This is a genomic window from Actinoalloteichus sp. GBA129-24 (assembly GCF_001941645.1).
In the GTDB taxonomy this organism is placed as follows: Bacteria; Actinomycetota; Actinomycetes; order Mycobacteriales; family Pseudonocardiaceae; genus Actinoalloteichus_A; species Actinoalloteichus_A fjordicus.
The window spans coordinates 3,432,109-3,450,297 of record NZ_CP016077.1 but is presented as its reverse complement, the minus strand read 5'-3'; the positions used below and the strand labels follow the sequence as shown (position 1 = coordinate 3,450,297).

The 18,189-nt window shown below is 74.0% G+C and carries 4 protein-coding genes; all 4 read right to left on the bottom strand.

Annotated elements, in window-relative coordinates:
- Positions 1–78: 78 nt before the first annotated feature.
- From UA75_RS15430 to UA75_RS15415, 4 genes are read right to left on the bottom strand one after another with little or no spacing between them, the layout of a single operon-like run.
- On the bottom strand, positions 79–654 hold the full coding sequence (locus tag UA75_RS15430; RefSeq protein ID WP_075740844.1) for a GNAT family N-acetyltransferase: 576 nt from the start codon (positions 652–654) through the stop codon (positions 79–81).
- Positions 647–1,591, bottom strand: coding sequence for a class I SAM-dependent methyltransferase (locus tag UA75_RS15425; RefSeq protein ID WP_075740843.1), 945 nt, complete (start codon positions 1,589–1,591; stop codon positions 647–649). The genes UA75_RS15430 and UA75_RS15425 overlap by 8 nt, the downstream gene beginning before the upstream one ends.
- On the bottom strand, positions 1,588–7,356 hold the full coding sequence (locus tag UA75_RS15420) for a non-ribosomal peptide synthetase (RefSeq protein WP_075740842.1): 5,769 nt from the start codon (positions 7,354–7,356) through the stop codon (positions 1,588–1,590). The genes UA75_RS15425 and UA75_RS15420 overlap by 4 nt, the downstream gene beginning before the upstream one ends.
- Positions 7,353–18,107 carry a non-ribosomal peptide synthetase gene (locus UA75_RS15415; RefSeq protein WP_075740841.1) on the bottom strand — a complete coding sequence of 3,585 codons (10,755 nt, stop codon included), beginning with the start codon at positions 18,105–18,107 and terminating at the stop codon, positions 7,353–7,355. The genes UA75_RS15420 and UA75_RS15415 overlap by 4 nt, the downstream gene beginning before the upstream one ends.
- Between the last annotated feature and the right edge of the window lie 82 nt (positions 18,108–18,189).

Sequence of the window (18,189 nt, the reverse complement as noted above, 5' to 3'; positions counted from 1 at the left end):
GGCGGTCGGGTCGGGTGCGGCGGCGGTGCGAACCTGGCCGCGCCCGGCGCCCCCAGGCAAGTCCGTGCTGCTCGCCGCTCACCCCCGCGCGGCGCGGTAGTCGGCAGCCAGCAGGCCGAAGAGCAGGTCGTCGGCCCATTCGCCGCGCAACCACGTGTTGGCTCGCCGGAGACCTTCGCGGCGAAAGCCGAGGCGGTCGAGCAGCCGCACGGAGGCGTCGTTCCGGGGATCGCACTCGGCGGAGACCCGGTGCAGCCCCCGGTCCAGGAACAGGTGGTCCAGGACGCGCCCGACCGCCTCGGTGGCGTAGCCGCGCCCGTGGAACGCCGAGGCGAGCGTGAACCCGATGTCGGCCTGCATTCGGTTGTCGTGCAGGTTCACACCGACGTCGCCGATCAGGACGCCGTCGAGTGCGACGGCGTAGGGCGTCCAGCCCGGCTGGTCCGGGTCGGCGCGGGCGCGGCCCGCGATGGACTCGGCCGCCTGCTCCTCCGACAGGGGCGTGTCCCAGGCCTGGTAGCGGGCCACCGCCGGATCGGAGCGGTAGGCGGCCAACGCCGCCGCGTCCGCCGGCCGGAACGCCCGTAAGACCACTCGCTCAGCGGCCAGGCGGGGAAGCAGGCTCGCGTGGTCGGCGGGCGGCTCGTCACCCATCCCGACTCCCTCCCTTGCGCAGCACGTAGCACTGGAACAGCGCATGACCGGACGGGGTGGCCGCCGAGCGCTGCACCACCTCCAGTCCGGCCATCTCACACCACTGGGTGCTGATCAGGATCGGGGTGTGGCCGAGCAGCACGATCAGCCCGCCGTCTCGGCAGCGGCTCACCGCCGCCGCCAACAGGTCGTGGGCCTGGTCGGTGCCGACGACGAAGGCGTTGAGATGGCGGCACACCACCAGGTCCGCGCTGCCCGCCGGGATCGCGGGGCGGATGCTGTCGCCACAGTGGACCTCGTCCACCCGAGACCGGGCGTGCTCGACCATCGCCGCGCTGAGGTCCTGACCGACGGTGCGGACGTCGGGGAAGCGGCGGCCGACGGCCGACAGGAACGCCCCCGTCGAGCAGGCGGCGTCGTAGGCGATGCCGCCGAGGAATCCCAGCTCGGCGAGTCGCTGCGGCACGTAGTCCCGCAGGACCGACTCGGCGTGGTCGAGTTCGGCGACGAACTCCTCGGTGACCTCCCACCCGCCCTCCTCGGTCGCGGCGGCCTCGCGGACTCGGTCGCCGAGCTGCGCGAAGGGGTAGTACAGGTCGGTCAGGGGATCGGCGGCGGCCTCGGCGAACAGCGCCGCCTTCTCCGCCTCGTCCAGCGGCCGATGGAAGACCGCGACGTGGTCCTCGGCCACCTGCTCCCGTTCGACGATGCCCAGCAGCATCCCCGGCTCGACCAGGCAGCCCTTGAGCCGCTCGACCGGTCCGTCGCCGAGATCCGGGCCGGGATAGGCGGCCTCGGTCTTGCGGCCCACCAGCCGCCGTCCGGCGGACGACAGATAGAACAGGTCGTACGGCCTGCCCTCGACGTAGGTCTCCACCGCGCGTTCAGGCGAACGGCGGGCGGTCTCCGACAGGCTCGTCGCAGGCAGGGTCGTCATCGGTTCTCCCCCAGTGCGTCGCGGACGGCGGCAGCCGTGTCGGGCAGGTGATCGGTGTCGAAGAGCCGCTCGTGGTCGCCGGGCACGGTCGTGACGACCAGACCGGGGAACAAAGCCCGATCCCAGCCGTGTGGGCGGGCGGCGTCGCGGTCGCCGGCGTCGACCGACAGCAGCGATACCCGGTCCGGGTAGGCGGGCTGCGGGTAGCGGGCGGCGAGGCCGCCGTTGTGCTCCAGTTCGTCGGCGAGGTCGACGCCCTCGGGAGAGTCGGCGTCCACGCCCAGCTCGACCAGCCGCGCTCGGATGCCCTCGCGGGGATCGCCGGTCGGCGCGGTGGCGTTGAGGTTATGGCTGTCGATGAGCAGGACGTCGGTGACCACGTCCCCGTGTGCCTGCATCTGTCGGGCCATCTCCAGGGCGACCACGCCGCCGAAGGACCAGCCGCCGAGGTGGTACGGCCCTTCGGGTTCGAGGGTGCGCACCCATTCGACGTAGCGGGTGGCCATCTCGGCGAGGGTGCCGAAGCGGTGGTCCGGCTGCCCGAACCGGGGATCGGAGAGCACGTGCAGCCGCCACTCGGGCAGCAGTGGCGCCAGCCCGTGGTAGGGCAGCGCGAGGCCCTCGCCGGGATGCACGAGGAACAGCGCCCCGCCGGTCGCGTCCGGGTTGAGAGTGTGCACGTGCTGGGAGCCCGACCCGGCGACCGGGCCGAGGAGCTGCTCGGCGAGCCCGGCGACGGTGCCCGCCTTAAGGATCTGGGGTACGTCGCAGCGCATCCCGGCGGGCAGGTTCTCGCGCAGGACCCGCAACAGCCGCACCACGAGCAGCGAGTGGCCGCCGAGGTCGAAGAAGTCGTCGTGCGCGCCGATGCCGCTGACGCCGAGCACCTCTTCCCAGCAGCGGGCGATCAGCTGTTCCAACTCGGTGGTCGGCGGCCGGGACGCCTCCGCCCCGGCTTGCGCGTCCGCGGCGCCCGCGAGCTCGGTCAGCCTGCGCTGGTCGACCTTGCCGTTGCCGGTCACCGGCAGGGCGTCGAGCACGGTGATTCCGCCGATCATCCAGTCCGGCAGGCGTTCGACCAGCAGGCGGCGCAGTGCACCGGGGTCGAGCGCGGCTCCGGCGCGGGGCACGGCGAACGTGGTCAGTGCGCCGTCGTGGACGACCGTGACGGCGTGCCGCACGGTGGGGTGTTCCTCGGCGGTGCGGTCGATCTCGGCGGGTTCGACGCGGTGGCCGCGCACCTTCACCTGCCGGTCGTCTCGACCGAGGAACTCCAGCGTCCCGTCCGTTCGCCATCGCGCGCGGTCGCCGGTGAGGTAGAGCCTGCCCTCGCCGAAGGGGTTGGCGGGGAATCGTCGGGCGGTGAGGTCGGCGTCGCCGAGGTATCCCGCGCCCACGGCGATCCCGGCGGTCGCCAGTTCACCGACGCACCCGACGGGCACCTCCCGCAGGTGCGCATCGACCACGTGCACGGTGGTGTTGTCGATCGGCCGTCCGATCGGCACCCGATCGCCGAGGCCGTCCTCGGGCGTGCAGGTGTGGTGGGTGACGCTGATGGAGGCCTCGGCCGGGCCGTAGGCCTGGTGCAGGAGCGCGTCCAGGCCCGAGTAGGCGAACGCCCGGACCAGGGCGGGGCTCACGGCCTCGCCGCCGGAGAGCACGTGGCGCAGCCCGGTGCAGTGCGCGGCCTCGGGGCCGTCGAGGAACGCGGCGAGGAGGGTGGGCAGCAGGTGGGCGACCGACACCTTCTCGGCGCGCAGCAGCTCCGCGAGCCGGTCCGCGTCGAGCACGACCTCGTGCGGAACGATGACGACGGTGCCGCCGTGGGCCAGCGGGAAGAACACCTCCCACAGCGCGATGTCGAACGCGGTGCCCGCCGTGGCCGACACCCGTGGCGGCTGCTCGGTGGGAAACGCCGTGCCGGACCACACGATCCGGTTGACCAGCCCGGCCTGGGGTGCCAGGACGCCCTTGGGGGTGCCGGTGGAACCGGAGGTGTAGACCAGGCAGGCGTCGCGGTCCGGGTCGGCGACGCCTCGGGTGCGGCTCGGCGGGCCGGTCGGTGCCGTGACCGTGCCGTCGGGGTGGATCACCGGCCAGGCGGCGAACCCGGCCGGGTCGCCGCTGGTGAGGACGGCGGCCACCCCGGCGTCGGCGGCGATCGTGTGCTGTCGGGCGGTCGGGTGGTCCGGGTCGAGCAGGACCGGCACCGCGCCGTGCCGGTGGACGGCCAGCAGGGCCGTGACGAACGCCGTCGACCTCGGCAGGCAGAGGGCCACCAGGTCGCCGCGCGCCACCCCGGCCTCGGCGAGACGTCCGGCCAGAGCGGCGGCGCGGGCGTTCAGGTCGGTGTAGCTCACCACCGTGTCGCCCTCCACCACGGCCGGGGCGTGCGGGGCGGCGGCGAGGCTGCGGGTGAACAGGGCGAGCAGGGTCGCCGCGTCCGGTTCGTCCGTCGTGGTGGAGTTCCAGTCCGCCAGCAGCTCCCGGTCGGCGGCGGGGGTGACGTCCAGTTCGCGCAGTCGGGCGCTCGGGCGGGTGCAGAGCTGCTCCATCAGCAGCTGGAAGGTCGCGATCAGCCGGTCGACCTCGGCGGCGGTGAAGTGCGTGGTGTCGTAGTTGAAGTGGAAGGCCAGCTTCTCCAGCGGGAGCACGATCAGCCCGATGGGATATTCGGTCTTCTCCTGGGCGTGCAGGTCGATGACCTGGATGCTCAGCTCGTCGTCGCCGGGCAGGTTGTCCTCGGGGTAGTTCTCGAAGGCCACCAGGCTGTCGAAGACCCGACCGCCGGAGAGCCGGGTGCCGCCCGCCCACGACTTGATCTGGGCCAACGGGACATGGCCCTGCGCGGAGGTGATGGCGAGGTCACGGTGGATGGCGTCCAGCAGTTCGGTCACCGTCCGGTCCGGGTCGAGCCGGATGCGCAGCGGGATCGTGTTGATGAACAGCCCGACCATCAGCTCGGACCCGGCCAGCTCCGGCGGGCGGCCCGCGATGGTCAGGCCGTGCACGACGTCCTCGGCGCCGGATCGCAGGGCCAGCAGCATGCTCCACGCGGCCTGAGTGATCGCGTTGGAGGTGACGCCGTAGCGGCGGGAGGCCTCGGCGACCAGCTCGGTCAGCGACTCGGTGAACTCGTGGACGATCGTGTGGAACAGACCCTCCCGGTCGGAGGGCGCCTCGGAGAACGGGACGGGCGACAACTCGGCCAGGTACTCCCGCCAGAACCGTTCCGGTTCGTCGCCCTGCGCGGTCTTCGCCCGGATCCAGCCCACGTAGTCCCGGTAGGGCCTGCACGGCGAAAGCTGTGGTTCCCGACCCTGCACGAGGTCCTCGTAGATGCGGAACATGTCGCCCCAGATCAGCGACAGGCACCAGCCGTCGAGCAGGATGTGGTGATGACTCCACAGTAGGTAGTGGCCCTGGTCGCCTCGACGCACCAGGGTGAGCCGGTACAGGGGGCAGGCGTCCAGGCCCAGACCGGCCGCGCGGTCGTCCGCCAACAGCCGTTCCAACAGCTCGGCGTGCCGGTCGGGGCTCTCCTGCGACCAGTCCAGCGTCGTCCACGGCGGCTGGACGTCGGAGCGCACGTACTGCAGCGGTTCGGCCAGTTCCTCCCAGACGAAGCCGGTGCGCAGGATCTCGTACCGGTCGGCGACCCGCCGCCACGCCTCGTGCAGCGCGGCCTCGTCGACTCCGCCCACCAGCTCCAGCACGTTCTGGTTGAAGTAGGCGTCGGAGTCGGGCCAGTACAGCCCTCGGAACAGCATCCCGGCCTGCATGGGCGCCAGCGGGTAGACGTCGACGACACCGGGCCGGTCGCGCACCGACGCCAGCTGTGCCTCGTCGATGCCCGCCGTCAGCGCGTCCGCGCCCGCCGCGTCCGACGGCGACTCGACGGCGGGCGTCGACGCGGCCCGGTCCGCCGAGGCGGCCATGCCTCGGACGGTGCGGTCGGTGAAGATCGTGGCGACCTCCAGGCGGATGCCCTCGCGCTGGGCGCGAGCGGCCAGCCGCATGCTGGACACCGAGTCGCCGCCGGAGCGGAAGAAGTCGTCGTCCAGACCGGGTTCCCCGGCGCCGATCAACTCGGCCCACAGGCTCGCGATGGCCTGTTCGGTGGGCGTCTCGGGCGCCGCAGCGGACCGCTGCACGGTCACCTCGGGCAGGGCCGCCCGGTCGATCTTGCCCGAGGTGGTCAGCGGCAGGGTGTCCAGCCAGACCAGTTCGGCGGGCACCTGGTACGCGGGCAGAGCGGCCGCCACCGTGGCCAGCACCTGGGCGGCGGCCTGCTCCCGCTCGGCTGCCGTCTCGGGGCGGCCGGAGACGAACCCGACCAGCCGCCGGGCCCCGTCGACGCCCCGCAGCACCACCGCGGCCTGACCGACCAGGTCGGACTCCAGCAGCGCGGACTCGATCTCGCCCAGTTCGATGCGGTAGCCGCGCAGCTTGACCTGTCCGTCCCGCCTGCCCAGGTACTCCACGGCGCCGTCGGGCCCGAAGCGGGCCCGGTCTCCGGTGCGGTAGAGGCGGTCGCCGGGGTCGCCGAACGGATCGGGCACGAACCGCTCCGCCGTCAACGACCCTCGGCCGAGGTAGCCGACGGCGACGGCGCGTCCGCCGATGCACAGCTCGCCCTCCGAGCCGACCGGCAGCGGCGTGAGGTCGTCGTCGAGCACGTGGACGGAGGTGTTGTCGATCGGGGTGCCGATGGGCACGAACGGCCGTTCGTCGGCGGCGTCGACCGCCCAGTGGGTGACGTCGATGGTGGCCTCGGTGGGTCCGTAGAGGTTGTGCAGCGCGCAGTGCGGGAGGGTGCGCGCAAACTCGGCCGCCATCGGCTTGGGCAGTGCCTCACCACTGGAGATCGCCACCCGCAGCGTCGCGGCCTGGACCACGCCCGCCACGTCGAGGAAGGCGGGCAGCAGCGACGGCACGAAGTGCAGCATCGTCACGGACTCGTCGCGAATGAGCGTCACCAGCGCCCCGGAGTCTCGTCTCGTGGCCTCCGGGGTGACCACCAGGCGGGCGCCGCTGATCAGCGGCAGCAGCTGCTCCCACACCGACACGTCGAAGCTGAAGGAGGTCTTGTGCAGGATCACGTCCTCGGGGCCGACCTGGTAGCGGTCGCGCATCCAGAGCAGTCGGTTGACCAGGCTGCGGTGATTCACCGCCACGCCCTTGGGGCGGCCGGTGGAGCCGGAGGTGTAGATGACGTACGCCACCAGGTCGGCGCCGGGGAACGCCGCCTGCTCCGTCGTCGTCGCGCCGGTGGGCTCGGGGTCGGGCGAGGGGGCGTCGAAGGACAGGACCGGGCCGTCGTGCCGGAGCTGTCCGGCCCGCGCGGCCGTGTCGATGATCAGCGCGCTCGCGTCCGCGTCGGCGAGCAGGAACTCCAGTCGCCGGGCGGGCAGTTCCGGATCCAGCGGCAGGTAGGCCGCGCCCGCGTAGAGCACGCCGAGCACGGCGGTGATCCGGTCGGCCGACGGGGGCATCGCGACGGCCACCACGTCGCCGGGCCGCACGCCCAGCCCGATCAGCCTGCCTGCCAGTGCGGCGGCCGCCGCGTCCAGCTGTGCGTAGGTCACCGTCGACCCGTCGAAGGTGACGGCAGGACGCGCGCCGTGTTCGGCCGCCTGCCGCCGCACCAGGTGGTGGACGCCCACGTCGGTGGGGCGGTCGCGGGCGGTGTCGTTCCACTCGGCCACCTGCGCGGTGGTCTCGTCGGCGTCGTCGGCGAACAGGTCGCGCACGCGCAGCGTCACGGGTTCTCTCTTCCGTCGGGGTCGCCGCTGTCGGCGATCCGCTCCAGCAGGCGGGCCAGGCGCCGGACGAGGCCGGTCGCCTCGGCCGAGGTCAGCGCGTCGGTCTGATGGGTCAGCTCGAAGGTCAGTCGATCGCCCGGCAGCACCGTCAGGGACACGGCGAACTCGGTGCTCTCCACCGCGCGGACCACCCGCAGCGCGCCGTGCTCGCCGAGGGCCGCTCCGGTGCGGTCGCCGGGGTAGTTCTCGAAGACGACGATGGAGTCGAACAACGCGTCCGACGCCCCGGCCCAGGCTCGAATGCGGCCCAGGGGATGCGCGGCGTGCTGGTAGCCGTCCACCAGGCTGCGCTGCACCTGGTGGAACAGCGCGGGCAGTTCGGCGTCGTCGTCGATGCGCACCCGCAGCGGCACGGTGTTCAGGCACAGCCCGATGAGCCGTTCCGACCCGGGCACCTCCTCCGGCCGCAGCGACATCACCACCCCGAACAGCAGGTCCCGGCTGGCACAGCGGCCGCGCAGCAGCAGTGACCACGCGGCCAGCACCACCGAGTGCAGGGTGGCCCTGCTGCGTTCGGCCAGGCGGGTCAGTGCCCGGGTCGCCGCAGGCGGCAGATCGGCGGTGACCAGCGCCGCCGAGGACGTCGCGCCGACAGCGCCTGCCCGCCCGAGACGGGTGGGCTCGGCCGAGGCCAGCGCGTCCCGCCAGAACCGCGCTCCGGCCTGTTCGTCCTGAGTGGACAGCCAGGCGAGGTAGGCGTCGTAGCCGGGCCTGCGCGGCGGCACCCACCTGCGCCCGGCGACCCGGGCGGCATAGGCCTCGGCGACGTCGGCGAGCACCAGCGGCAGGCTCCAGCCGTCGAGCAGGATGTGGTGGTGGCTCCACAACAGCCACCGCCCTCGGGCGCCGCCGTCGATCCAGTGCCACCGCTGCGGACCCGGTTCGGCCAGGGCGAAGGGCTCGGACCGGTCGGCCGCCAGCACGACGTCCAGATCCGCCTCGGTCCCGGTGTGGACGCGCCAGTCCACCGGCGGGCTCGCGCCGATCACCTGCACCGGCTCGTCGAGGCCCGCGCTGGGAAACGCAGCCCGGAACACGTCGGTGTGCTCCACCACCTGCTGCCAGGCCGCGCGCAGCGCCCTCTGATCCACCGCGCCGTCGACCTCGAACAGGATCTGCGTGTGATAGGCGACCGAGCCGGGGCGGGCGAGGTGCCAGGCCACCATGCCCTGCTGCGCCGGGGACAGCGGCAGCACCGTGCGACTGCCGGTGCGGGCGGTGAGCACCGCCCGCAGGTCGGCGGCGGGCAGGGCGACGGCGGGGAAGTCGGCGGGCACCGCGGCAATGCCGAACGGCCCGGCCAAGGCCGCGACCAGCGCGATCAGCTCAATCCGCAACTGTTCGGCGAGCCCGCGCACCGCCGTGCGGGGGAACCGCTGCGGGTCGTGCAGCCACTCCACCCACAGGCCCCGGTCGTCCAGACCCGAGATCACCTCCACTCCGCGCACCGAGGCGTGCTCGGCGGCGGCGTAGGCGCCGATCATCTGTCGCTCGGCACGGGCGAACAGCCCGGCACCCGGACGCCCCGTCGTGGAGCCCAGGTGATTGACCACCAGGTCCGGCTCCGGCCCGGCATCGGCGCGCAGCAGGCCGTAGCCCACCCCGCCGTCGGGCACCTCAGCCAGCGCCGCGCGCACCGCCCGCAGCGCGGCCAGCGGATCCTCGGAAGGCAGCTCGACCGACACCGGATACACCCCGGTGAGCCAGCCGACGGTGCCGGTCAGATCCGGCCAGTCCGACGGCCCCGACCGACCGTGCGTCTCCCGTAGGACCGCGACCCGCCGGTCTCCCGTCCACCGGGCGGCGACGCGGGCCACCCCGGCCAGCAGGACCTCGTCCACCCGAATGCGGTGGGCAGCGGTCGCCGCCAGCAGCGCCTCGGTGTCCGCCGCGCCCAGCAGAAGCAGCACGGGCGCGGTGTCGTCGTCCTCCCCGGTCGCCGCAGGCAGCACGGGCAGCAGCGGCAGCCGAGGCAGGTCGGCGAGCCCGCGCCGCCAGTGCTCACGCTGGGCGGGGGTGTCCACGCGCGCGGCGAGTACGGGCTGGGCCCGGGCGAAGTCCGCGAACGGCGTCACCGGGACGGGCAGGGCCACCGGCACGTCCCGCGACACCTGCCGGTAGGCGCTGTCCAGATCGGACAGCACCGTCTCCCAGGACGCGGTGTCGATCGCGAGGTGGTGGGCGACCAGCAACACCACCTGCCCGCCCTCGGCCCGCTCGCCGACCAGCGCGGCCAACGTCGGTCCGTGCTCGACGTCCACGGCCGCGTGGACCGGTCGGGCCCACTCCTCGACGTCCGCCGCGACGACAGGAGCGTCGGCCACCAGCACCGTGGCCAGTGCGTCGGCCGCCGACGCCAGGACGGCGTGGTCCTGCCATCGTCCGTCGTCCCACACCGCGCGCAGTCGGAACGCATCGTGGTGGGCGGCCACCGCGCGTAACGCCGCCCGCAGTCGCGCAGGGTCGATCCGTTCGGTCGGCTCGGTCAGCACGGCCTGGTTGAAGTGTCCGGTCTCGCGGGCCGCCCCGGCCAGGAACCGGCGCTGCGCCGGGGTGAGCCACAGCCTGCCGTCGGCGGCCGCCGACAGCGGCGCGGCGGCATCGGCGGCCGGGTCGATCGGGACCACCGCGACGGCCAGGTCCGCCAGGGTCGCCGCCCGCAGCACCTGCCCCAGCTCCACCCGCAGCCCGGCCGCGCGGGCCCTGGCCGCCACCCGGATCGCGCTGACCGAGTCGCCGCCGAGGTCGAAGAAGTTGTCGCCGACACCGATCGCCCGACCGGCGGCCACCGGCAGCACCTGCGACCAGATGGCGGCCAGGGCACGCTCGACGTCGCTGCCCGGCGCGACGACCTCGCCGGTCGCCGGGGCCGCGGCCGGGACCGGAGCGGGCAGGGCCGCCACGTCCAGTTTCCCGGTGACGCCGATCGGCAACTCGGCCAGCACCACCAGGTGGGCGGGCACCATCGCGCGAGGCAGCCGCTCCCGCAGCGCCCGGCGCACCTGCGCACTGAGCGCATCGGCATCGGCCGTCGGGTCCTCGGCGACCAGATAGCCCACCAGACTCACCACGCCGTCGCCGTCCTCGCCGTCGCCGCCGTCGCCGTCCTCGCCGTCGCCGTCGTCCCGGTACGGCAGCACCGCGCACGCGGCCACGCCCGGCGTCGCGACGAGGGCGGACTCCACCTCGTGCGGCTCGACCCGCACCCCGGCGATCTTCACCTGCCGGTCCGCCCGGCCGACGAACTCCAGCCCGCCCTCGGGGTGGTAGCGGGCGAGGTCGCCGGTGCGGTAGGCACGGGCACCGGGGATGTCGGCGAACGGGTCCGGGACGAACCGGTCCGCCGTGGCCGCCGGATTCCCGAGGTACCCGCGAGCCAGCACCTCGCCGCCGATCACCAGCTCACCGACCACCCCCGCAGGCACCGGCTGCCCGAACGCGTCCAGCACGTACACCCGCGCATTCGGCAGCGGCCGCCCCAACGACACCCGGCCGGGTTCGACCCCGCCCGGGCTGCGCCAGTGCGTGGCGATGATGGCGGTCTCGGTCGGCCCGTAGGTGTGATGCAGCGCCGCGGGCAGCCGCGCCGCGAACCGCGCGGGCAGGCCGGGGGAGAGGCGCTCCCCGCCGCACAGCACGTGCCGCAGCGACCCGGCGGGCCGCTCCCGCAGGTAGTGCTCCAGCAGTGTGGGCACCAGATGCAGCACGACCACCCGCTGGGCGGCCACCAGCTCCGCGATCGCGGCCACGTCCCCGTGCCGGTCCTGGTCGAGCACCACCAGCCTGCCGCCGCAGGCCAGCGGATGAAACAGCTCCCACAGCGAGATGTCGAAACCGACGGCGGCGACCTGTGCCCCGGCGTCACCGGGCCGCAGCGGATATGTCTGCCGCGACCACGCCAGCTGGTTGGCCAGTCCCCGGTGAGTGCACTGCACGCCCTTGGGTGCCCCGGTCGACCCGGACGTGTAGGTCACGTAGGCGAGCTGGTCGGGCTCGGGTCGACGCACCGGACCGGGGTCGGCCGGGCGCAGTTCGGCGAGCACCAGGCACGCCGTGTCCCCGAAGACCGGGTCGGCCTGGTCGGCGATCACCGCGTGCGCCCGACAGTCGGCGAGGATTCGTCGATGCCGCTCGGTGGGCTGTTCCGGGTCCAGCGGGACGTACACCCCGCCCGCCTTCCAGATGCCCAGGACGACGGCGGGCAGCTGCAGGCACCGCCCGAGTCGGGTGGCCACCGGCCCCTCCACCGGCAGGTCACGCTCCCGCAGCCACGCGGCCACCCCGTCGGACAGCGCGTCGAGCTCCCGATAGGTCAGCGACCCGGTCGACGTGGTCACCGCCGTCGCATCCGGTGTGCGGACGGCCCAGCCGGTGACGAGGCCGAGGACCTCCGCGGGCCGCTCCGGCATGGTCTGCCGGTTGGGCTCCACCAGCAGCCGGTGCCGTTCCCGGTCGCCCAGCAGATCGAGACCGGCCACGGCGGCGTCGGGCTGCTCGGCCACCCCGCCGAGCAGGTGCGCCAACGCCGAGGCGAGGTGGGCGATCCCGGTGTGACTCAGCAGGTCGGCGGCGCCACGCAGCTCGACGTCCATCCCGTCGACCGTGGTGCGCGCGGTGATCTCCAGGTCGAACGCCCCCAACGTCGGGGTCTGCGGCACCGTCCGCGCCGTGACGTCGGCGAAGGCCGTGGTCTCCTGGGCGGCGTCGTCGTCGAGATCGAACACCACCTGGCTGAGGCCGCGCCCGCTGCGCCCCAGCTGCCGCACGATCTGCTGAGTCGGGACCGCGCCGTGCTGGAACGCGGCGTGCACGGCGGCACGAGTGCGCGCGAGGTGCGCGGTGAACGAGCCGCCCGACTCCACCGCCACCCGGATCGGCAGCACCGACACCAACGGGCCGACCATCCCGGCCGTGGCCTCGTCTGCACGGTCGGCCACCGGCGTCCCCACCACGACGTCGGGCTGCCCGCAGCACCGAGCCAGCCACGCCTGCACCCCGGCCAGCACGGTGATGAAGAGCGTGGTGTCCTCCCGTCGACTCAACGCGACCAGCGCGGCGGCGGCCGACGCGGGCAGCGGCACGCGCACGGTGTGTCGGCCGGGGTCGCGGGGCGTGTCCGGCTTCCGCGCCGCAGGCAGGTCCAGGCGTTCCGGTGCCCCGCGCAGCGCCTCGGCCCAGAACGCGAGCCCCGCGTCGTCGGTCGGCGCGGCCCGGTCGGCCGCAGCCGAGATCAGGAAGCTCGCGGCGGCGGGCAGCACCGCCGGGCGCTGCTCGACGCGGGCCGCATACAGCTCGGCCAGCTCACGCACCAGGACGCGGGCCGACCAGCCGTCCCCGGCGATGTGGTGCAGCACGATCACCAGCACGTGCTCGGTCGTTCCCCGCCGCAGCAGAATCCAGCGCACGGGCGGTGCGGCCGCGAGATCGAAGGGCTCGGCGATCAGAGCACGGAGCTGCCCGTCGGGGTCGGCGTCGTCCGCGTCGAGCACGCGCAGCGCATGGGTGTGACCGGCCGGTCGCCACCTCGGCCCGTCCTGGTCCTCGGCGAGCACGCTGCGCAGCAGGTCGTGCCGGTCGGTCAGCGCCGCGGTCGCCGCGCGCAGTGTCTGCACCGACAGCGGCCCGGACAACCGCAGCACCACCGGCAGGTGGAAGGTGCTGCCGCCTGCGGTGGTGGCCTGCGCCCAGATCGCCAGCTGCGCCCACGACAGCGGCGCCGTGTCGACGACGACGGCGGCAGCGGCGGGTTCGCCGTCGGTCGTGGCGGGCTCGTCGACCGCCCACGGCGCCAGACCCTCGATGGTGGGGTTGGCGAACAGATCCGGCATCCGCAGCTCCGGATAGCCCAGACCGCGCATCCGCCGCACCAGGTCCATCGCCAGCAGCGAATGCCCGCCCAGGGCGAAGAAGCTGTCGCCCAACCCGACCCGAGCCACCCCCAACGCCTCGGCCCACACCGCAGCCGCCGCCCGCTCCCGGTCGGTCCTCGGCTCGCGGTAACCCTCGTCGGGCTCCGGGCCGACGTCGAGCGAGACCAGCCCGGCCCGGTCGATCTTGCCCGCCGCCGTCCTCGGCAGCGCCGAGGTCACCGCCACCACCGCAGGAACCATGAACGCAGGCAGCACGCCCGCCGCATACGCCCGCACCGCCGCCGACTCCACCCCGGCCGGTGCGGCCACGTGCGCGATGAGGACGTCCCCGCGCACCACCACCGCCGACTCGACCACCGAGGGATGCCCGGCCAGGACGGTCTCCACCTCGTCCAGCTCGATCCGGAAGCCGCGCAGCTTGACCTGCCGGTCGGTGCGACTCACGAAGTGCAGCGCCCCGCCGTCGCGTCGCGCCAGGTCGCCGGTGCGATACATCCGCTGCCCGTCCCCGACGAACGGGTCCGGCAGAAACCGCTCGGCGGTCAACCCACCGCGGCGCGCGTAGCCCCGCGCCAACCCCGCGCCCGCGAGATACAGCTCCGCCACCACCCCGTCCGGCACCGGCATCAGATACCGGTCCAACAGGTAGGCCCGCGTGTTCGCCGTCGGCACCCCGATCGGCGTCCCGCCGCCGGGCACCAGATCCGCGGCGGTGGCGCCGATCGTGACCTCGGTCGGCCCGTAGGCGTTCACCAGCCGCACCCCGCCCGCACGTCGGTGCCAGTGCGCCACCGCGTCGGGCTCGACCTGCTGCCCGCCGATCACCATCAGCCGCAGCGACGACGGCAGCACCAGCCCGCCCTCGTCGTTCAGGGCGTCGACGAGTCGTTCCCAATAGCCGGTGGGCAGATTCGCCACCGTCACCCCGTGCCGCGCGCACCGCTGCAGCAACGCCTGCACCGACCCGGCCGACGCCTCGTCGCGCAACACCACCGTCGCACCCGCGACCAGGGTGGGGAACACCTCCTCCACCAGCACGTCGAAGGTGACCGCGCAGAACTGCAAGACCCGATCGGCGGGGGAGAGCCCGTACTCGCGCACCGCCCACCGCACGTGATCAGCCAACGCACGATGCTCCACCACGACACCCTTGGGCTCACCAGTCGACCCGGAGGTGAAGAGGACGTAGGCGGCCTCGGCAGGCTGCGGCGCAGGCCCCGGTCCACCCGGATCACCGGCCGAACCGGGGTCCACGGCCACGACGCCCAGCCGAGCGAACCGGTCGACGTCGGCGCTCACCACCAGCCGCGCGCCGCTGATCGCCAGCTGCCCGCGCAGCCGATCATCCGGATCATCCGGCGACAACGGCAGGAACGCGCACCCCGCCGCCAACACCCCCGACAGCGCCGCCACCAGGTCGACCGACCGAGGCAGACACACCCCGACCACGTCCCCACGACGGCCGCCCGCCGCGCCGATCCGCGCCGCCACCACGTCGGCGTGCCGCACCAACTCCGCGTAGTCCACCACCGTCGACCCGTCCACCACGGCCGCCGCGCCCGGGGTGCGGCCGGCGACCGCACGCAACAGCCCCGGCACGTCGGTCGCGGGCGGCTCGACAGGCCCCGCCAGGACCGGCGCCGCCGCCACGGTGGTCAGCCGCGCCGCACCGATCCGCAGGTCGGGGTCGGCGAGGACGTCGGCCAGCAACGCCGTGAACCCGTCGGCCAACACCTCGGCGGCCGGACCGTCGAGCACGTCGTGGTTGAACTCCAACTCCAGGTCGACGCCGTCGGGCAGGGCGCGCGCGATCAGCGTCAGGTCGAAGGCCGTGAGACGCGACGGCGGGCGCAGCGGCTCCGCCACCACCCCCGGCAGCTCCACCGCCGTGCCGAGCGAGTCCTCCCACACCACCATGTGCCGCATCAACGGGTGATGCCCGGCGTCACGCCGCCTGCCCAGCGCACCGGCCAACCGCTCCACCGGCACCGCCTGATGCGCATACGCCGCGGGCACCGCCGCACGACACTGCTCCAGCACCTCGCCGAAACGCGGCGCACCCCGCAGATCGACCCGCAGCGGAACGGTGTTCACCAGCATGGTCACCACCGCCTCGGCGCCCGGCAGATCCCGGTCGGCCATCGGCGCCGCCACCACCACGTCCTGCGCGTCGGAGAACCGGTGCAGCAGCACCTGGAACGCCGCCAGCAGGACCATGAACGGCGTCACGCCGCGCGCGGCGCACACCGCACTCAGCGCGGCGGTCTGCTCGGGCGACAGCACCCGCACCACCCGCCCGGCCCGGTGCCCGTGGTCCACGCGGCGACGCGGCCCCACCGTAAGATCGACGTCCCACACCGCACCGTCGAGGCTGCGCCGCCAGTACGCCAGGTCCCGCTCTGCGCGGACTGAGGCGTCGACGCTGGTCAGCACCGCCGGATTCGCGGGCGCGGCGAGCTGGGGCGCCCGGCCGTCGAGAGCGGCGGCGTACAACTCCCGCAGCTCCTCGGCCACCACCCGCATCGACCAGCGATCGATGACGATGTGATGCAGCACGAGCAGGAACAGGTGCTCCTCCTCGGCCAGTCGCAGCAGCCTCGCCCGCAGCAACGGCGGCCTGCGCAGGTCGAACGGCTCGGCCATCGCCTCGTCGGTGGCCGCCGCCACCCGCCGCTCGCGCGCCGCCGCATCGAGCGGGCGCAGGTCCTCGACGCGGAACGGCACCGATGCGGCGTCGGCCACCGACAGTCGAGGCGGACCGTCGTCGACCGAGGGCACGCTGCGCAGCACCGGATGTCGCCGCACCAGGCCGTCCAACGCCGCACGCAGCGCCGCCTCGCTCACCGGCCCCCGCCATCGCGTCGGAACGGACACGGTGAACAGGCCGGGGCCGCCGAGGAACTCCTCCTCGAACAAGATCCGCGCCTGACCCGGCGACAACGGCAGCTCGGCGGGCACGGCAGCCGCCGCCCCGGCCTGCTCGCCCGTCTCGGCGACCGACGGCCCGGCCCCGGCCTGCCCGGCCGACAGCTCCACCACGCGACGGGCCAAGACCGCCACGGTCCTGGCCGCCAGCACGTCGGCCATCGACAACCGCACCCGCCGCCCACGCCACACCGCCGCCACGATCCGCGCGGCGATCAGCGAATGCCCGCCCAACGCGAAGAAGTCGTCGGCGACCCCCACCGAGTCCACCCCGAGCAGGCCCGACCACAACGCGGCCAGCTCCCGCTCGACCTCGGTGCCTGCCTCGTCGGTCGGCACGCCCACGCCCGCCGACGCAGCGGGCAGGGCCGCGTGATCGATCTTGCCCGTCGACGTCGTCGGGAACCGCTCCACGAACACCCACCGCGTGGGGATCACCGCCTCGGGCAGCACGTCGACCAGATGGGCCCGCAGCCCGGCGGGCTCCGCGCCGCCGCTGCCCTGGAGGTAGGCCACGACCCGGCCGTCCACCTGCCGCACGACCGCCCGGCCGACCGCCGGATGCCGATGCAGCAGGGACTCGACCTCGGCCGGGTCCACCCGATGCCCGCGAACCTTGAACTCCTCGTCCACCCGCCCCAGGAACTCGAGCCGACCGTCGGCCAGCCACCGCACCCGATCCCCGGTGCGATACACCCGCCCGCCGCCCGCCGGGTCCAGCCCGAGCCAGTCCGGCAGGAACCGGACCGCCGTGGCCGCCGCCCCGCCCAGATACCCGCGCGCCAACGGGACGCCGCCCACCAGCAGCTCCCCGGCCACCCCCACCGGAACCCGCAGGCCGTCGGCATCCACGACGGCCACCGCACAGTTATGCATCGGCCTGCCCAACGGCAGCCGATCCGCCGCCGCACCGGCCCCGGCCTCGTCGTGCACCACCGTGATCGTGGCCTCCGTCGGCCCGTAGGCGTGCACCAGCCGAGTGTCCGAACGGGCCAGCAACCGATCCCGCAACGACGGCGGCACCCGCTCCCCGCCGCACACCGTCAGCCGCAGACCCAGCCGCTCACCGTCAGCCGAGCCCGCCACCAGCTCGTCCAGCACCGACGGCACCAGATGCGCGACAGTGACCCCCTCGGCGGCCATCAACTCCGGGAGATACGGCACGATCCCGTGCCGCCGATGCTCGGCGATCACCAACCGCGCCCCGACCACCAGCCCGGCGAGCAGCTCCCACACCGCGATGTCGAAACCCGGCGACGCCGTCGCCAACACCACGTCCTGCGAGAACAGCGGATAGACGTCCTGCCACCACAGCATCCGATTCGCCAACGCACCATGGGTGAGCAGCACACCCTTGGGCCTGCCGGTCGAACCGGAGGTGTACGTCAGATACGCGGCCAGCCCCGGCACCGGGTCCGGCCACCCCACCGCCCCGGACACCCCGTCGCCCGCCTCGACTCCGCCGGTCCCCTCGGCCTCGCCGTCGACGGACAGGACCGGCCCGGCGACCTCCTCGAACACCCCGGCGGAGCTGACGGTCACCACCGGACGCGCATCGGCCAGCACCGCCGCCCGCCTGCCCGCAGGCCACCCCGGATCGAGGGGAAGGTAGACACCACCAGCCCGGAAGACCGCCAGACAGGCCACCACCCGGTCCAGGCCGTCCTCGACCAGCACCGCCACCGGCCGCTCCGGGCCGACCCCGACCGCCCGCAGTCGACGCGCGAGCGCCGCAGACCGGGCAGTCAGCTCCGCATAGGACAGGCGGCGCCGCCCGCACACGACGGCCACCCGATCGCCGCCCGCAGTCGACGCCGCGGCGATCAGCCGCCATAACCGGCCCGGACCGTTCTCGACTCGGGCCCCGCACTCCCAGTCCCGCCTGCTGTCCGCCATAGTCGGTCCAGGCTAGGAACACCGATTATCAGTTCCTTATCGACCGCGACCGCCGACGAAAAACCGAATGATAAGACCGCCC